Genomic DNA, 15647 nt, shown 5'->3' with positions numbered 1-15647 from the left:
GTGGGCAGGTGATAAGAATGAGTAAGTACTTCATCGTGACCGACAGTGGGACACAAATCGCAATCAAAAGTATTACTCGCTTACTAGTTGCTCCTGTTGTCATCTATGTCGACAATCAACTGATAGCAAGCTTTTGGAAGGGTTCTCGATTTTATATTAGCAAAGCAGGGTTGGCTTGTGGTGCTCACACTCTTACCCTTGTAGGACACTTGCCACAAAACAGCTTTCTTCAACCCATTGTTGAGCATTTTAGATTTAAAAATGACCATTATGTTGAAGATCATTCCAATACTCAACAACGATTGCGCGATTTTCGAGCGGGAGATATTTTGGTCGCTTCCGACAATGAAAACGATGATAAAACCGGATATGTTGGGCATTCAGCCATTGTCATCAATTCCCATGATTTAATCGAATCACCCGGAGGACATCCTGCAATTCGACAAGAAAGCATTCAAAAATTTCTCAAGTTACATCCTGCACATGCCCAATACCGACCTAGATCGATTGAACTCGGTGAAAAGGCTGCAGCGTATGCAAGGGGCTACCTTGCAAAATATCTCGAAAATCTTAAAAACGGCATACAAAAACCTGTGTTCTCCTATTCATATAAAGCTGTAATAGGCCTTGATGACCCTTGGGGCTTAATCTACTGTTCCAAACTAGTATGGTTAAGCTACTATTATGGAGCTGACTATAAATTTAAAAATGATTATTTGTGGTTTTCACCAGAGGATCTCTACGAAAGATTAAGAAAAGACGAGAATTTCATCGAGATATACAGAAGCCCAAAGCTGAAGTTCCTACTTGACACCTAAGAATGGTTATCCTCTGGTTCTTCTCCATAGGAAGAAAAATACTGCAACGATAAGAATAGGAGCAGCCCAACGGGATTGAATTCATAATTGTTGCAAAAAAAAAGCCTGTCACAGAACAGGTTTTAAAAGATCAAAAGGGGTCTCAATCGTTAAACCGAGTATCCCCTTCTTCTTGACATGGTCTAGATCTCGATCCCTCAGCTTATTCAATATACAGATGACTTCAAGCACCGACATATCTGCCATATACCTTTCCTCCCTTTTCTCACTTGTTTAGATTGTTATATTTATCATAATAAGATAGGTTCGGAAAAGCATTGGTCATGTCAGATTACCTAACGTTTTTTTGGTGAACCGGTAAACTAAGACCGTCACTTAGTCTTTATACACTTCCAACCGATAACCCAAGCCACGAATGGTCACAATGCGAAACTGAGATTCAAATGGAGAAAACCGTTCTCTCAGCCGCTTAATATGAACATCCACCGTCCTTTCATCCCCTTCATAATCCATGCCCCAGATGTCCTCAATTAAATTTTCCCGGGTAAAAAGCTGCCCTGCATAGCTCCCTAATTTATACAGGAGTTCAAACTCTTTCATCGGTATGGTGGAGGTTTTCTCATTTTGGTAGATTAACTGATAGCTATTGCGATCTAAAGAAATTTCGCCTAGTTGAATCACATTGGAAGTCGAAATGCGATACCGCTTCAGCAACGCTTTCACTCGGAGCACAAGCTCTACGGGATCAAATGGCTTGACCAAGTAATCGTCTGTTCCTAGCTTAAATCCTTTTATTCGATCGGTTGCCTCCCCTTTTGCGGTCACCATCAATATAGGCATTTCCCCAAATTCTCGGAGTCTTTGGCATAGCACCCATCCATCCATTTGGGGCATCAAAATATCCAGAATGACGAGGTCCACACGGTGATTCTCCGCATACTCCAGCGCCTCTGCTCCGTTTTCTTTCTCTATAAGCTCAAATCCCTCATCCTCTAGGTACAAGCGCACTAATTCTTCGAATATGAGCTTCATCATCCACCACTAATATTCTTGTCACATTCACTCCGCTCCTTTAATTTCTACTACAAACGGAAAGGCTCTAACTTTTCCATTTTGCTTAAACTCCGCCCATATTTTATAAAGGCCTGGCTTATCGAACTTAGTTTCAAAAATCGGTTCATGATGAGCGGCCGGATGAACATGAAGGAAATTTTGAGCTGCTTCATCTAGAATGACCACATGCCCCATGGCACCCAAGTAAGGTGTAAGAGGAGTTTGATCAAGATCAAAGGTTAACGTGACCAGCTCATTTACATGAAATGAACTCATATTCAGCGAGACGGTTTCCCCATCGATTTGCTTGGTTAACATAGGGTCAGGGTTTAACTCCCCTGTTTTCGTTGGTACACTTGGCATACCGACAACTAGCGGAACCGCTTCTACATGATATTCTAAATTCTTCGGTTTCATATCCACTCATCATCAACGGAATGAATATATGTGAAGATTTCACTTCGTCCCTCATGCGATGAATGACTTTCCCCTTCCTGGCCATGCCCGCTTTCGCTGTGAACAGGTGCTGCTGTAACCTGTGTTTTCTCAGCGACAAACTCCTCATATCCAGAAAATCCACCGATCACTACAGCCATATAAAGAATTGAGGTCATCACCCACTTATCCTTAAAAGCCCATTTACGCATAACAATCACTCCTTATTTTTTAAAATATATAGGCCTGGGAAGAAGGGCATTGTGCGCCCCTCTCTAGTCATCTTCATAAACTGTAGGGTATAAGTTTGAGTCATTTAACCTTCTGTTAAAAATTTCAACTTGACTTCCTTATTGATACTATAAAACAGTTTTGTGAACTGAATATGAATGGAAGAAAAGAAATTTAAGAATTGTATAATATTACTTATAGATCGCCAGCATAATAAAAGCCTTGTCAAGGTATGACAAGGCCAGTAAATGGTTAGTATATATTTTACCCCACTATTTGAAATGAGATCATTAAGTTAATGACTCTGCATTTTGAATAGCATGTTCCCAGCTTGGAAAGTAAAACAGTGCACTTCTCATGAGATCGGGGTGTGATTGTTTTACTTTCTTTTTATTAAGTACTTCTCCGTTCCCCCGCAAATTTCGAATCGTGGTTAACACTTCTTCGGCACTCATTTTTAGTTCCAAAATAACCTCACTCCTTTTCTAAGATTTAGTAGTATTTTTGACCTGTTTTGGGTAATTTAGTCAAATTTTGCAGGAAATTTTATGTAAATAAATCTCACATATTATGATTTTTCTGTTTTTGTCTATGTATGTAAGTTAGAAGGATTAGTGATGACATTCTGCTTACTATTAATTAAAATTAAATAGAAGTTAAAACAAGCTAGCCGTGATCGGACAATTGGCAGCAGCCGTAGCCCATGAGATTCGCAATACCTTGATCAATATCTTAAAAAATGCAATGGAAGCTATGCCAAACGGAGGAAACATCAAGGTTAGCCTTCACTCGCAAGATCATCAGTTACTCATTCCAAGTACTTAATCCACAAGTGCCAAGCAGAAAAGCCCTTTTGCTTTTCTATTTGGCACTTTCTCTTTCTTGGAAACTTGATTTTTATACCACGACTTGGTCCAGCTTTTCCTTACTAGTATTTTGACAATTTTTACAAACTGTCAGTTTTTGTCCATTGGAATTTAAGGCTGTGTATAACAGCTTAATTCTTGTACGATTGCACACAGGGCAAGTCCCTCTTCCCCGAGATGGCTTTTTCCAAAGAGCACGTCCGCGGTTATTCTTAGCCACTTTGTCATCCCTCCATAAACTAATATTCTATAGGGTATATTCAAGGATGCTATGAAAGGTGACAAAGAGGGCTGGATTGCTATCCACAAGATGAATACTTCCTATTTTTTTCCTCTGATTATCGCATAGATGGAACGAAAAAGGATTCCAAATCCAACCAGCATGGAGATGGTGAAGAGAACCCAGATCGTCCTTATTGTAGATTCATTCGGACCATTGCCTATAGGTCCAACCTTAGGAGCGAAGAAATGGTTTAGTTTCCAAAATGAGTAAGCTATGAACAGTATGGAGGCTATAAGATTGATATAATGTCTCATAATGAATCATTATATCAGAAAAGAACTACTCTTTTTTCATCTGAAAAACACAATACTTCAATTGAGAGGAATATTGATCCATCAGCATGCTGTGCAGAAGGCTAAGTTGGAAATGGGAGGGGTCCAATGGGGTAGATGGATTTAAATCAGGTATTTCATCAAGATGTTGAATCGTGGAATTTAGCGCGGTGGCTACACTCCCCTCGCGTGTAACCTGAACCGACCTAAAATCCGCTTCACGAAAGGATTGCCTCCACTCCTTTTCAGTCGGTACCTTTCGAATTTGATAGAAAGTGTGGAACTCCCCCTCTTCTTCAAAAGGAGTAATGGCCGTCAACTCAACATCCACAAGCACGCCGCCAGGTCGCAGAATCCTTGCATACTCAGGAATTGATTTCTTGAGATCCGTAAAAATAGTAACAGACTCCGCCAAGATTAAATCAAATTCATCGTTACTTAATGGCAGGCATTCCGCATCTCCTTCAATCAGTTCAATGTCAAGTTTCTCCTTCCTAAATCGTTCTTTCGCCTTCTCTAGCATCAGTGCATTGCGATCGAGAGCTGTAACCTGGCATTGAAAGGTCTTTTGTAAATATGCCGCGGTCTGTCCCGTACCGCACCCGATGTCGATGACTCGAGTGTGTGAGTTGATCTTTAATGGATGTAAAATTGCCTTCGTTAAAGCCAAACCACCGGGATGCGCACCGCCAATGCCTAACCAGGCTAAAAGCTCAAGATATCCATTAGGCTGCATAAAATGACATATACCTCCCTCTCTGCTGCTGTTTTAGGAAGATTCTTCGTTCCTTGCCATATTTATGTGCGAGGTAAATGAGGTGTGTTCCAACTTTACCTGCCCATACAGCCAAAAATTATACAATAGTCTAGTCCACCCTCTCTCATGGATTAATAGAATATACTATCTTGACAATGAGGGGGATACTCCATGGGATTACCTTATAATTACTGTAGAAACTTTGTTGGGCAAGCGGTGGTTGCCCAATGTGTGGGAGGTAGACGCTACTACGGTGTTGTCGAATCTGTCTACTCAGATCACATCGTACTAAGGGGAATTGATCCAGGAGCCGTGCCGGTGAAAGGAAAATCCAAAAAATTAAAGGCCCGAGGATCTAGTAAATCGCAAAAACCAGAATTCCAACCGGTTTCCTATTATGGCTATGGCCCTTACGGCGGCTATGGCGGGTACTATGTATTGCCTTTGTATGTCTTGCTTGCTTTATCTCTTTTCTGGATTTAGAAGTAGAAAAGCTAGTTCATACTCATGAAAAGCCCTTAAGGATCAAGGGCTTTTCGATATTTTACGGGGCCAATGGCTTAGTCTGGTTTTATGTTCTATGTTTACATAATAAAATTTTCGGTACGCGATCTGGAAAGTATCGGGTTCTAGATTCCAAGTAATCGTTTGCATGTCATGTGTTTTTAAATATCTTTTTCATTCGCTTACCTCAAATATATTGCTTGAAAAGATATTAACCTTAAGTAGGTTTTTCCATTATGCTTTAAGATTAAGTTCTGTGTGCTGCCCTTTTTTCACATGCTTGAGCTGGGCTACAATGATGAAGCTGATAATCACGAGTAAAAACCAAGAACTGATCTTTCCAAGATGCACGAACTCCCAGTGCCTTTCCTGATTCGGATATTGCCAGGCCCTAAAGAAGGTAGCAATATTTTCTGCTATCCAAATAAAAAATCCAATGAGGAAAAACGATAAAATTAGTGGCATGCGGTAGCGAATTCCACGGATAGAATAATGAACTTGCGTACGAATGAAAATAGGAAAAAGCAGAAAAATTAGTAACCAGCGTATATCATAGGTAAAATGATGGGTAAAGAAGTTAAGATAGACAGCAGCCCCTAAAGGAATAGTTTTCAGATAGCCTGGCCAATGGGTAAGATCAACATCTAATCGGCGCCACGCTTGACACAGATAACTGGCAACACTGGCATACATAAAACCGCTGTATAAGGGAACACCAAACCATTTGCTCCAGGAGGGCTCCGGATATGACCAGGATCCCATATAAACTTTAAAAAGTTCCAGGGCTAATCCAATCAAATGGAACAAAGTGATTACTTTCAGTTCATCCTTGCTTTCTATCCCTGTGCGATACATCACAACTTGCATGAGTATACAAAACAGAAGAATAAGATCATAGCGGTATACAAAAGGAAAGCTTAGATACCTCGTTACAGCAAGGGTAACAAAAATGAAAACGGGAAAAAGACATGACATCGCTTGCTGGTATCCAAAATGGACAAGCTGGGTAATCAAGTGTCTCATGAGTCCCTCCGATGCTTTTCTTTTCAGTGTACCATGTATGGGAAAAGAATAGGGATGTCGGAACGCGGCTATTAAAATTTAAGATATTAGCAATTAGTTAAACCTTCAGCAATAAACTGAACCATCTTCTCTACCGCTTGGGGAAACACGTCAGCCCAACTGCTGCAGGAGAGGCAGCAGGGAAAGACAACGATGGATTCCCATGGCAATTTCGGGGTCGATAGGGATAATCTTTCCTTCCTCCTGCAGCTTTTCAATCAAATGTATAAAGGTCAAATTATCTTGGTTACTTATCTGGCTAAACCTCTCCGGGGGCAATTTGCGAACGAGTTGCTCCATCTCATTACGATTATACATATTTTGATGGAAAGGATTCTTTTCCAGATATCGATACGTACCAACGCACACCTCTGTGAGCATTTCTTTTGGATTGTCATAGGAAAGCATGATCTCTGTAAGAAAATCATTGAATTTAGCTACCTCCTCTAACCATATCTCAATATATAGGTGAACATAAGAAAAGGGAGCAATATGGCCCCCAATTGCAATTCCAAATGCTACTTACCAGCAAAAAAAAGACCCCCTGATCGCTGCTCAGAAACAGGGGGTCTTTTCTTACTGTATTCAGATCATTTACTTTAAAAGGGTAAAAGAAGAGGATTCCCGAACTACCAGGTCAGGTGGCAAGATGATCCGTTTAGGGCCTTCATCTAAACCATTAATCCTTTGATTTAAAAGATCGGAGGCATACATCCCGATTTTCTGGGGGAATGCATCCACGGTCGTTAAGCCTGGAGAAATGATAGAAGCTTCCTGGATGTTATCGAAGCCTACCACCGCAAAGTCTTGACCGACGGTATAACCCTTTTCCCGCAAGCCCATCATCACGCCGAAGGCCACGATATCATTATAGCAAAATGCAGCTGTTGGGGGATCCGACAGGGTTATTACTTGCTTAATAGCCTCCATCCCACCACGACGTGACACCGGGCCTTCTATCATCAAGGACTCATCCACTTCGATGCCTGCTTGGCCTAGGGCATTCGCATACCCCAGAACCCGGTCCCGATAAACCGAGGAGGATGATCCCCCCAAGAAAGCGATTCGGCGATGCCCCTTGCTTAGGAGGTGGTTGACGGCTAGCTCAGCACCAGTCACATTGTCCGCACCAATATAATCCATCTTTTCTTGGGAAAGCGTCTCTCTCGTTACGACGACAACGGGAATTCCCCACTTTTCCAATCGTTCTATCGATTCAAATGACGTACCCGGCGTAGGACTGATAATGACTCCGCCAACTCTATGCTCTAGCATCGTGGAAAGGAGGACATCTTGTTTACTCATCGAATCGAATGTGGTCCCAAGTATAACGGTATACCCCTTCTTATCCAAAGCCTGATGGACACCTACAAGCAATTCAGAAAAAAACGGGTTCCCGATCTCCGAAATGATCAAGCCGACAGTGGAAGAATGCCGGGAGCGAAGATTGGCGGCAACACGATCATAGATGTACCCCAATTCTTTCATAGACTGTAAAACTAATTCTCGCTTTTCCTTCGAAATGTTATCCCTGCCACGAACAACAAGCGAAGCAGTCGCTCGAGATACTCCTGCGTGATCAGCAACTTGTTGCAACGTTACACGCGACTGTTTTTTTACCATTTTCTTTAATTCTCCTTGTCTTTCCTTTATCCCAGTATAAACCGCTATTGAAAACGGTGTCAAAAGCTTTTTGTTTCAAACAGCTTTGATCCTAACTTCCACAAATAATATTTTTCAAAGGCAACCTTCATCATATGGGGAACCGTTCCATCTGATGCCCACTCTATGGAGGAAGACCTAGGCGTTGAAGCAGGGTACTTTATCATCAGCATCCCTCCTTCCGTTCCGAGCTCCATCACTCCCAATAAACTATCATGATACTCCTTATGCGCTTCCCGACCCTGCAATTGAGAATAAATATTTTCTGCAGCTATATGTCCCTCGATTTCAGCCGCTCGTCCATTTTTGATCATGGTTTTTTGGCCGATCAAATTGGTATCACCCACAGCATAAATATTTTCCCATTGCATCGATTGAAGATATGAATTAACGGGAATCAATCCATTTTCATGATCTAAATCGCCAGATAAAAAAATATAATCCGCTCCCTTGTACGGGGGCAAAATAAGCGATAAAGAAAAGGGAAGCGATATACCATTGCTCAAGTGCACTTTTCCTTGTTCTATTTTATCTATGGTAACATTACTTACATAAGAAATCTGATTTTCCTGCATATGCCCGGTTAGAAGTTCTGTTGCTTTTTTTCCTCCAATTTCAAGTAATTCTTTTTCATAAGTAAAGAAAGTTATGGGGGAATTTATTTTTTGTTGTACAAGATAGGCTTTCAATTTAAATAAAAACTCATAAGAAATGGTCTGACAAGGGTTCTCTTGGGCGACGCCAATGACAATCGGGTCTCCTGACTTTAAGCCTTCTATCCTTTGCTTGGTGATTAACGCCTCCTCAGCGTCATATATCGATGCCGTGTTCCCTTTTAACCCCTCGATTTTCTCATAATCAGGGAATCCACCGGTTGCTACAACTAAGAAATCATAGTCTAGCATCTTATGATCCTGAAAAATAATCCTTTTCTTCTTAGGAAAAACTGATGCGACTTTATTCTTGATAAATTGTACACCTGCTTTTTGTAGAGTCGGATGCAAAGGGAGTGAGATGTCTTCTATTTTTCGTTCTCCAAAAGGAACCCAAATAAGAGATGGACGAAAGATAAACTTATGTTTATCAGCAACCAAAATAACCTCATGGTTACTGCTCTTCAGTTTTTCACCCAACCTTATTGCAGCATTTAACCCACCAAAACCCCCGCCTAAAATAACAACTCGCATAAAACCAACTCCTATAACCTTGCTCTAAACGTCATGATTCAACCGCTAGTATGCAAAATTCATTATATATCATTTGTAATACGGTCTAATATTATGGCTAAAAAGGAGCATAATCCATTGTATCCCTGATTTTTCAAGGAGGAACCTTAGTAAGGGATGCTGTAATTCAGTGCTGTTCCAATCTGAAAAAGCAGGTCCCGTGCATGCTGGGACCTGCATTAAGACTATTTGTGTTAGTTCTAAACGGATAATGTGTCTGCTTTTTTAGAGGCTTGCAATTCTTCAATAAAGGAAGCTAATATGTCCTCTACTTGTGCGCAAGGAACTTTGGCAGCGACCAATGTCCCTAATTGGGAGTGGGCTCCTAGGTGTCCACCGACATAAATATCTACAGCATCAACAACCTTACCGTCTACTTTGGCTTTCGTTCCCTGTAACCCAATATCGGCGATTTGATGCTGGCCGCATGAGTTCGGACAACCGGACCAATGGATATTCAGCGGAGATGCATCTTTAAATTTTTGATCCAAGGCAATAGCTGTCTCCAATGCAAAATTTTTCGTTTCAATTATCGCTTTGTCGCAGTACTGGCGACCCGTACAGCTAACGGTCCCTCGAATCATCGACTTAGGGGCGACGGATAATTCAGTTAGCAATGGTTCATCCTTAAATTCATCAAGCATCTCATTTGGAATATGAGGGATAATCAAATCCTGATGAGCCGTCAGGCGAATTTCTCCAGTTCCGTATTGCAGAGCCAAGTAGCCGCATCCCAATAGCTGCTGGGCCGTCAGTCTTCCGACCGGAATGTGCAGCCCCGCAAAAGAATAGCCTTCTTGCTTTTGCGCATGAATCCCGATATGATCTCCCCTGTGACTGGTTACACAAACGTCTTCAGCTGCGGATGAAAGCTCCCAAGTGACTTTTTTCTGCAGTTCTTCCCGAAATCGCTCCATCCCCCACTCTTCCAGGAGGTGCATCATACGCGCTTTGGTCCTTTTCTCCCTTGGTCCATGATCGCGATACAATTCCAGGATCGCCCGAGTGATCGTCGTGACCTGATCCGGAAGCACAAACACATCTGCGGACTCGGCTAGCTTTTGGTAAGTGGGCGCCAACGCTCCTCCTAGTTTTATATTGAACCCAATAGCGAGATCCCCATCCATTCTTTTTTTCGCCGGCACAAAACCAATATCATTGATATCGGCATGTGCACAATCCTCACAGCAACCCGCTAGTGAGATATTGAACTTCCGCGGCAGGTTGGTAAACTCCTTATTGCCTACAATCATTTTGTTGATTTCTCGAATGAGGGGAGTTGTATCCAATAGCTCGTCCCCATCTAAACCGGCTACTGGACAGCCCATGATATTTCGTATATTATCAAAACCTGTTTGCAACGAGCTTAATCCAACACTTTCCAATTTATTCAATACTTCCTTTATATCCTCCAATTTGATCCATCTCAATTGGAGTCCTTGACGGGAGGTGATGTCAACGAATCCTCTACCGTATCGTTCTCCAAGTTCAGCCGCCATTCTCCATTGTTCTTCGTTTAGGATCCCATTCGGAACACGAATTCTCAGCATAAAGTGACCATCTAACCGTTTGCGATAAAACAATCCGTACCAGCGCAAGCGTTCGATATCCTCCGGAGCCGCATTTTCCACACCCAATTCACAAAGTTTCTCCAGCTCATGTATAATATCAAGTCCGTCCTTCTCTATTTTCATTTTTTCAATCTTATTCATCTATACCACCTCTGAATTTTTTTCATAGGATCAAAGCCTCATTTGATTAATTTGATTGTAACTAAAAGGCAGCTAATGCGGGGTTTTGATGTTATATTATCTAACATTGAATTTAAGGTAAAATAAAAAGAGTTGTCTTTCAAACCGAAATGGCTTGAAAAACAACTCCATATATGACGAGATAGAAATGGTATATCTTTATCCTTGATTTTTTTCTTCCCATAGCTTTTTAATTTTTCTGGATGTATTTACTTTTACTGTATTGTCCCATGTCACCATTACATCACCAGAAGCGATAGACAATTAAATCGTATCAAATGCTTTCATCCCTTTAGTCTCTCATTTTCTGAAATAGCATGACTTTTCCAGTTATCAATAGCTGATCTTATGTAGGTTGATCTAGGTGTGAAACAGCATTTAATAGAAAACAATCAAATTATAAAGCCCTATTCATGTCACTAGATCATAAATAGGGCTTTTACTAGAAAGGTAAAACATCAGCTTTGCCGTTTGCAGCCCATTAGTCGTCGTTATGGTTGTTTCTTTCATAACAGAAATCGAAGCTGACTAGAAAATCATCGACCTCGAAATAAAGGTGACAACAATGGTAAAATATTCCTCTGAAACGACGGTTTTCACAGCGGATAAAGCCATCAAAATCTCTGAAAAACTCTCTTCCAAACAATCGTCTTAGTCTCCGGCGACGACATCTTCTGCAGGCATCTTCCCAATCATCTGCAAAATCTTTATCCGAATCCAGACGATCATAAAGATCTTCAATGGCTTGTGCTAATGTGTCTAGTTGTTTAACTTTACCCATCTTCCGTGAAGAGACTACCACTGCTTTCTTCGTCTTTTTATTAATTACACGAATTTTGCGAATCATTAATTCCACCTCCTTGGTTGAAGATAGTAACAATATATGGAATCTATCAAAATTTGATTGTGCGAATTCATTAAAAATTAGCGGAATTGTCATTCAAGAAAACTATTTTTAAATTCCTGCTCTTTTACTAGTGAAACTGCCCTTTCACTGTCCATCCATTTGCATATATTAATCTATCGCTAAAGCAATAGGGGCAAAGAGAGTTAAAATGGGGAGCTGGAATCTTTCATTTGCATTGATTTTTGCCACCCCTCTCCCCATCCATTTTCTCCGTCTTTAACAATGACAAGAATCTTAGGAAAGGTTGTTGTGAAGAAATGCATGATCTAAATGGACCGAGTCCTCAGATAGAAGTTTTTGAAAAATACGAGTCTGAAGTCCGAAGCTATATCCGCAGCTTCCCTGCCACCTTTGTTAAAGCCAAAGGGTACACTCTATGGGATGACAGAGAAAAGGAATATATTGATTTTTTTGCCGGTGCAGGTGCTTTAAATTATGGTCACAATCATCCGCTTATGAAAGAAAAATTACTCGCCTATATTAACCAGGATGGCATTACGCATAGCTTGGATATGGCGACCGAGGCTAAGGGTAATTTCTTGAAAAAATTCCATGAGGTCATTCTTCACCCGAGAAAACTCGATTATAAAGTCATGTTTCCGGGCCCCACAGGAACAAATAGCGTAGAAAGCGCCTTGAAGCTTGCCCGTAAAGTCACAGGACGCCACTTAGTGATTAGCTTTACCAATGCCTTTCATGGCATGACCCTTGGTGCCCTATCGGTTACAGGAAATTCATTTAAGCGGCGTGGCGCAGGGATTCCTTTGACCAATAGCTTATCGATGCCTTTTGATAAATATCTTGGCGATCAAATTGACACGGCCAACTATTTGGAACGCTACCTGGAAGATCACGGCAGCGGGGTTTCTCTACCTGCCGCCATTATTGTAGAAACCCTTCAAGGGGAAGGCGGCTTAAATGCAGCGAGATACGAATGGCTCAAGAGAATCGAAGAAATCTGCCGCCGCTGGAATATCCTCCTAATAGTTGATGATGTGCAAGTCGGATGCGGGCGAACCGGTCCTTTCTTTAGTTTTGAGCCTGCAGGTATTTATCCGGATATTGTTTGTTTGTCGAAGTCCATCAGCGGATATGGGGTGCCGATGGCACTTACCCTCATCAAGCCGCCATATGATATATGGTCCCCTGGCGAACATAATGGAACCTTCCGTGGCCATAACCTCGCATTCGTAACAGCGACCGAAGCTCTATCATACTGGGAAACAGATGCCTTTACTAAAGAAATCATAGAAAAAGGAGAGGCTGTAGAAAAATTTCTGCAGAGCCTTGTAAATCGCCATCCTGATATGCAAGGTTCCCTGCGGGGACGTGGCTTGATGCGCGGTGTAGCTTGTCGTGTGGATGGTTTGGCAGAGAGAATATGCAGTGAAGCCTTTGAACGGGGATTGATTATGGAAACCTCAGGCCCTAACAGTGAAGTTTTTAAGATTATGCCTCCTCTAATTATAGACCGTGAAGGCTTAACGCACGGATTGGAGATTATAGAAGAGAGCGTGAAAGTCTGCTTGAAGATAGCAGGGAGCTAAAGGGGAAGAGCCGGTTGCCTAGTGCAATCGGCTTTGATTTTTTGGTCCAGGAACAAAAAGACCTCATTGCTTTTTTAGCAACAAGGTCCTCTTTAAATGATTAAAAACATATTCGACTCCCTTAAGTGTTTACTTTATGTTCACGATTCATTGTTTTGTTGAAACTTGCCTTCAACCAAGGAATCATGTAACGGTCAACTCCCCAAGAATAAGTTGCCGCTCCCATGGCAAGCAGAATAATGCCCACGGTATATAATATCGGGTTCGTGCTGATGGTTCCGGCAAGCAAGAAATTCAAGTTCATGAAGATTCCAGCATAGAGAGCGATGGTTGTAAACGTACCTAGAATCAATCCTAGCCCTACAGCTACTTCGCCCCAAGCTACTAGGAAGTTAAAGAGTTCTACATTAGGAAGAGCAAAGCCTTCTAGAAACGCAGCGTACCAGCCTTGCACTACCGGCTTTTCCCCTGCAGCCTTCGCAATGGCGCCCGTAATGAATCCAGTAGCATCAAATCCATCCATGGCCTTATGCCAACCGGCCGTCAGCCATTGTATTCCTAACCAAACCCGTACAATCGTCCATACAGGTACCATATAGGCGCTTCTTAGTTTTTCTAACATCTTGATCAGATCCTCTCACTCATAGTCAATACACTTTGCAGGCCTTTTGATGGATCCTTTTTTCTGATCCATTGGATTCACCTCCTTCTTACATTTTTAGTATAATCGGTATTATTTTCTTTCGTTGTGATAAACTTCACTGGGTGGAAAATATTGATCATGTTTACAGAAAATCGATTTAAATCCAAAAAGGCTGTACCTCATCTTATTTGAGGTGCAGCCCCTTCTTCTTTAGGCAATCTTAAAACAACATATGTGCGATCAAGACAATAATAGGCAATGATATCACAGTACGAAGGAGAAAGATCACGAGTAGATCCTTAAAATGAATAGGAAGTTTCGAGCCTAGCAGTAATCCTCCAACCTCTGACATATAAATCAATTGAGTTACTGAAAGACATGCAATCACAAATCGAGTCATTTCGCTTTCAATTCCGCTTCCCAGGATAGCAGGCAAAAACATATCCGCAAAGCCGACAACGATGGAAGGAGCCGCTGCTGCTGCTTCCGGTACTTGCATCAAGGTTAACAGCGGAATAAAGGGTGTTCCCAGCCATTGAAACACGGGGGTATATTCAGCAATGATAAGCGATACCGTCCCGATCGTCATAACAATGGGAATGACGCCAAGCCACATGTCGATTACATTCTGAATACCTCCCCTGAAAAATGCGGAAGCTCCCTCGTTTTTCTTTGCTTGAACGACTGCATTGGACAGACCCCATTGGAACGGGGAGAGATGCGAAGGTATGGATTCCTCTTTCTTTTCCCTTCCTTGGTAGAAGCTATCGGCTTTTCGTGAGAGGGGCGGAATTCTCGGCATAACGATAGCTAGAATCAGGCCGGTTGCGACAATGGTCAAGTAGTAAGGGAAAAACATATGACTCAAGCCTAATTGGGCCAGAACGACAATGGAGAATGTAATGGAAACGACAGAAAAGGTTGTCCCAATCACGGCCGCTTCCCTTTGGGTGTAATAACCATCTTCATACTGCTTACTTGTCAAGAGTACCCCTATTGTCCCATCCCCCAGCCAGGAAGCAACGCAGTCAATTGAAGAACGGCCCGGCAAAGTGAATATCGGTCGCATGACTTTCGCGCATAGGGTACCGCATAGTTCAAGCAAACCGAAATCAAGGAGGAGCGGCAAAAACAATCCGGCAAACAAAAACACGGTAAACAAAACAGGTATGAGTCCACCTAACAATAATCCGCCCGTATTTTCAGACCACAGCCATGCAGGACCCAATTCTAAATACGTTAAAAGGGCAAAGACAAACCCAAGTGTCCGCGCCAATAAGAAAAGTGGTCCGACATCAAATAATTTGGAAAGAAAAGGAGAATTCCTTATCGCTTGGGGGCGAAGGGCCATATGGATCAGACTTCCTGCCATGGCTATGCCCATTAGGATTGTCACGATAGCTGTAAGATAGTCTGACAAAATATTTTCCACTTCTTTAGCCAAAATAGCGACTGGTATGGTCATTCCGTCTTGATATGGCAGGGGAATCATAAATAAAACGATTCCAATAACAGACGGTATGATAAATTTCAAGTACTCCGTAAACGTATAGGACGCTGTCTGTGCTTCTTGCTCTTTTGCTTTTAGAATAGGTTCACCCATTTAACGCCTCCGAATTTTTAAAATATC

Annotated in this window: 18 protein-coding genes and 1 pseudogene; 5 read left to right on the top strand and 14 right to left on the bottom strand. The window is 41.9% G+C overall.

Going from position 1 to position 15647, the window contains the following annotated elements; genetic code table 11:
* Positions 1–17 precede the first annotated feature (17 nt).
* Positions 18–818 (top strand): hypothetical protein, encoded by an 801-nt coding sequence (locus ABLT31_RS06250; RefSeq protein ID WP_367749791.1) that lies wholly within the window; start codon positions 18–20, stop codon positions 816–818.
* 108 nt (positions 819–926) lie between these two features.
* Here ABLT31_RS06250 and ABLT31_RS06245 read toward each other — a convergent pair whose 3' ends face one another.
* The 5 genes and pseudogenes from ABLT31_RS06245 to ABLT31_RS06225 all read right to left on the bottom strand — a co-directional run bounded on the left by ABLT31_RS06245 (position 927) and on the right by ABLT31_RS06225 (position 3004).
* Positions 927–1064, bottom strand: coding sequence for a hypothetical protein (locus ABLT31_RS06245; RefSeq protein ID WP_367749790.1), 138 nt, complete (start codon positions 1062–1064; stop codon positions 927–929).
* A gap of 129 nt (positions 1065–1193) precedes the next feature.
* Positions 1194–1875 (bottom strand): annotated as a pseudogene (locus ABLT31_RS06240) (response regulator transcription factor).
* 2 nt (positions 1876–1877) lie between these two features.
* Positions 1878–2288: a hypothetical protein gene (locus ABLT31_RS06235; RefSeq protein WP_367749788.1), complete on the bottom strand. Its 411-nt coding sequence runs from the start codon at positions 2286–2288 to the stop codon at positions 1878–1880.
* On the bottom strand, positions 2285–2518 hold the full coding sequence (locus tag ABLT31_RS06230) for a hypothetical protein (protein ID WP_367749786.1): 234 nt from the start codon (positions 2516–2518) through the stop codon (positions 2285–2287). Before ABLT31_RS06230 ends, ABLT31_RS06235 begins: the two co-directional genes overlap by 4 nt.
* 309 nt (positions 2519–2827) lie before the next feature.
* Complete coding sequence (locus tag ABLT31_RS06225) at positions 2828–3004, bottom strand: hypothetical protein (RefSeq protein WP_367749784.1); 177 nt, start codon at positions 3002–3004, stop codon at positions 2828–2830.
* 205 nt (positions 3005–3209) lie between these two features.
* On the opposite strand from ABLT31_RS06225, the gene ABLT31_RS06220 reads away from it, so the two are divergent.
* A complete protein-coding gene (locus tag ABLT31_RS06220; RefSeq protein ID WP_367749782.1) occupies positions 3210–3362 on the top strand; it encodes a hypothetical protein in 153 nt (50 codons plus the stop codon).
* A gap of 390 nt (positions 3363–3752) precedes the next feature.
* Positions 3753–3896: a hypothetical protein gene (locus tag ABLT31_RS06215; RefSeq protein WP_367749780.1), complete on the top strand. Its 144-nt coding sequence runs from the start codon at positions 3753–3755 to the stop codon at positions 3894–3896.
* 69 nt (positions 3897–3965) lie between these two features.
* On the opposite strand, the gene ABLT31_RS06210 is transcribed toward ABLT31_RS06215, so the two are convergent.
* Positions 3966–4694, bottom strand: coding sequence for a class I SAM-dependent methyltransferase (locus ABLT31_RS06210; protein WP_367749778.1), 729 nt, complete (start codon positions 4692–4694; stop codon positions 3966–3968).
* 192 nt (positions 4695–4886) lie between these two features.
* Here ABLT31_RS06210 and ABLT31_RS06205 point away from each other — a divergent pair, with 192 nt between their 5' ends.
* A complete protein-coding gene (locus ABLT31_RS06205; RefSeq protein WP_367749776.1) occupies positions 4887–5198 on the top strand; it encodes a hypothetical protein in 312 nt (103 codons plus the stop codon).
* Between the two features lie 255 nt (positions 5199–5453).
* On the opposite strand, the gene ABLT31_RS06200 is transcribed toward ABLT31_RS06205, so the two are convergent.
* The 6 genes from ABLT31_RS06200 to ABLT31_RS06175 form a co-directional block, all read right to left on the bottom strand.
* A complete protein-coding gene (locus ABLT31_RS06200) occupies positions 5454–6242 on the bottom strand; it encodes a DUF817 domain-containing protein (RefSeq protein WP_367749774.1) in 789 nt (262 codons plus the stop codon).
* A 150-nt stretch (positions 6243–6392) separates the two neighbouring features.
* Positions 6393–6689 (bottom strand): hypothetical protein, encoded by a 297-nt coding sequence (locus tag ABLT31_RS06195; protein ID WP_367749772.1) that lies wholly within the window; start codon positions 6687–6689, stop codon positions 6393–6395.
* A 186-nt stretch (positions 6690–6875) separates the two neighbouring features.
* Positions 6876–7904 carry a LacI family DNA-binding transcriptional regulator gene (locus tag ABLT31_RS06190; RefSeq protein WP_367749770.1) on the bottom strand — a complete coding sequence of 343 codons (1029 nt, stop codon included), beginning with the start codon at positions 7902–7904 and terminating at the stop codon, positions 6876–6878.
* A 59-nt stretch (positions 7905–7963) separates the two neighbouring features.
* Positions 7964–9130, bottom strand: coding sequence for an NAD(P)/FAD-dependent oxidoreductase (locus ABLT31_RS06185; RefSeq protein WP_367749768.1), 1167 nt, complete (start codon positions 9128–9130; stop codon positions 7964–7966).
* A 239-nt stretch (positions 9131–9369) separates the two neighbouring features.
* A complete protein-coding gene (locus ABLT31_RS06180) occupies positions 9370–10881 on the bottom strand; it encodes a ferredoxin--nitrite reductase (RefSeq protein WP_367749766.1) in 1512 nt (503 codons plus the stop codon).
* A 520-nt stretch (positions 10882–11401) separates the two neighbouring features.
* Positions 11402–11767 carry a hypothetical protein gene (locus ABLT31_RS06175; RefSeq protein ID WP_367749764.1) on the bottom strand — a complete coding sequence of 122 codons (366 nt, stop codon included), beginning with the start codon at positions 11765–11767 and terminating at the stop codon, positions 11402–11404.
* A 317-nt stretch (positions 11768–12084) separates the two neighbouring features.
* Between ABLT31_RS06175 and ectB the strand changes: the two genes are divergently transcribed.
* Positions 12085–13374, top strand: a complete 1290-nt coding sequence (gene ectB / locus ABLT31_RS06170) for a diaminobutyrate--2-oxoglutarate transaminase (protein ID WP_367749762.1) — start codon at positions 12085–12087, stop codon at positions 13372–13374.
* Between the two features lie 121 nt (positions 13375–13495).
* Here the strand turns inward: ectB and ABLT31_RS06165 are convergent, their stop codons facing one another.
* Together ABLT31_RS06165 and ABLT31_RS06160 are read right to left on the bottom strand one after the other, a co-directional pair.
* Positions 13496–13996 carry a DoxX family membrane protein gene (locus ABLT31_RS06165; protein WP_367749760.1) on the bottom strand — a complete coding sequence of 167 codons (501 nt, stop codon included), beginning with the start codon at positions 13994–13996 and terminating at the stop codon, positions 13496–13498.
* A 241-nt stretch (positions 13997–14237) separates the two neighbouring features.
* Positions 14238–15620 carry a YjiH family protein gene (locus ABLT31_RS06160; RefSeq protein ID WP_367749758.1) on the bottom strand — a complete coding sequence of 461 codons (1383 nt, stop codon included), beginning with the start codon at positions 15618–15620 and terminating at the stop codon, positions 14238–14240.
* Positions 15621–15647: the final 27 nt, after the last annotated feature.

This window comes from Ammoniphilus soli (assembly GCF_040813775.1).
This window is presented reverse-complemented; position numbering and strand designations above follow the sequence as displayed.

Excerpts from the sequence above, each read along its gene's own strand:
- ABLT31_RS06250 (WP_367749791.1), top strand. The coding sequence starts at position 18 with ATGAGTAAGTACTTCATCGTGACCGACAGTGGGACACAAATCGCAATC.
- ABLT31_RS06245 (WP_367749790.1), bottom strand. The coding sequence starts at position 1,064 with ATGGCAGATATGTCGGTGCTTGAAGTCATCTGTATATTGAATAAGCTG.
- ABLT31_RS06235 (WP_367749788.1), bottom strand. The coding sequence starts at position 2,288 with ATGAAACCGAAGAATTTAGAATATCATGTAGAAGCGGTTCCGCTAGTT.
- ABLT31_RS06230 (WP_367749786.1), bottom strand. The coding sequence starts at position 2,518 with ATGCGTAAATGGGCTTTTAAGGATAAGTGGGTGATGACCTCAATTCTT.
- ABLT31_RS06215 (WP_367749780.1), top strand. The coding sequence starts at position 3,753 with ATGGAACGAAAAAGGATTCCAAATCCAACCAGCATGGAGATGGTGAAG.
- ABLT31_RS06210 (WP_367749778.1), bottom strand. The coding sequence starts at position 4,694 with ATGCAGCCTAATGGATATCTTGAGCTTTTAGCCTGGTTAGGCATTGGC.
- ABLT31_RS06205 (WP_367749776.1), top strand. The coding sequence starts at position 4,887 with ATGGGATTACCTTATAATTACTGTAGAAACTTTGTTGGGCAAGCGGTG.
- ABLT31_RS06200 (WP_367749774.1), bottom strand. The coding sequence starts at position 6,242 with ATGAGACACTTGATTACCCAGCTTGTCCATTTTGGATACCAGCAAGCG.
- ABLT31_RS06195 (WP_367749772.1), bottom strand. The coding sequence starts at position 6,689 with ATGCTTTCCTATGACAATCCAAAAGAAATGCTCACAGAGGTGTGCGTT.
- ABLT31_RS06190 (WP_367749770.1), bottom strand. The coding sequence starts at position 7,904 with ATGGTAAAAAAACAGTCGCGTGTAACGTTGCAACAAGTTGCTGATCAC.
- ABLT31_RS06185 (WP_367749768.1), bottom strand. The coding sequence starts at position 9,130 with ATGCGAGTTGTTATTTTAGGCGGGGGTTTTGGTGGGTTAAATGCTGCA.
- ABLT31_RS06180 (WP_367749766.1), bottom strand. The coding sequence starts at position 10,881 with ATGAATAAGATTGAAAAAATGAAAATAGAGAAGGACGGACTTGATATT.
- ABLT31_RS06175 (WP_367749764.1), bottom strand. The coding sequence starts at position 11,767 with ATGATTCGCAAAATTCGTGTAATTAATAAAAAGACGAAGAAAGCAGTG.
- ectB (WP_367749762.1), top strand. The coding sequence starts at position 12,085 with ATGCATGATCTAAATGGACCGAGTCCTCAGATAGAAGTTTTTGAAAAA.
- ABLT31_RS06165 (WP_367749760.1), bottom strand. The coding sequence starts at position 13,996 with ATGTTAGAAAAACTAAGAAGCGCCTATATGGTACCTGTATGGACGATT.
- ABLT31_RS06160 (WP_367749758.1), bottom strand. The coding sequence starts at position 15,620 with ATGGGTGAACCTATTCTAAAAGCAAAAGAGCAAGAAGCACAGACAGCG.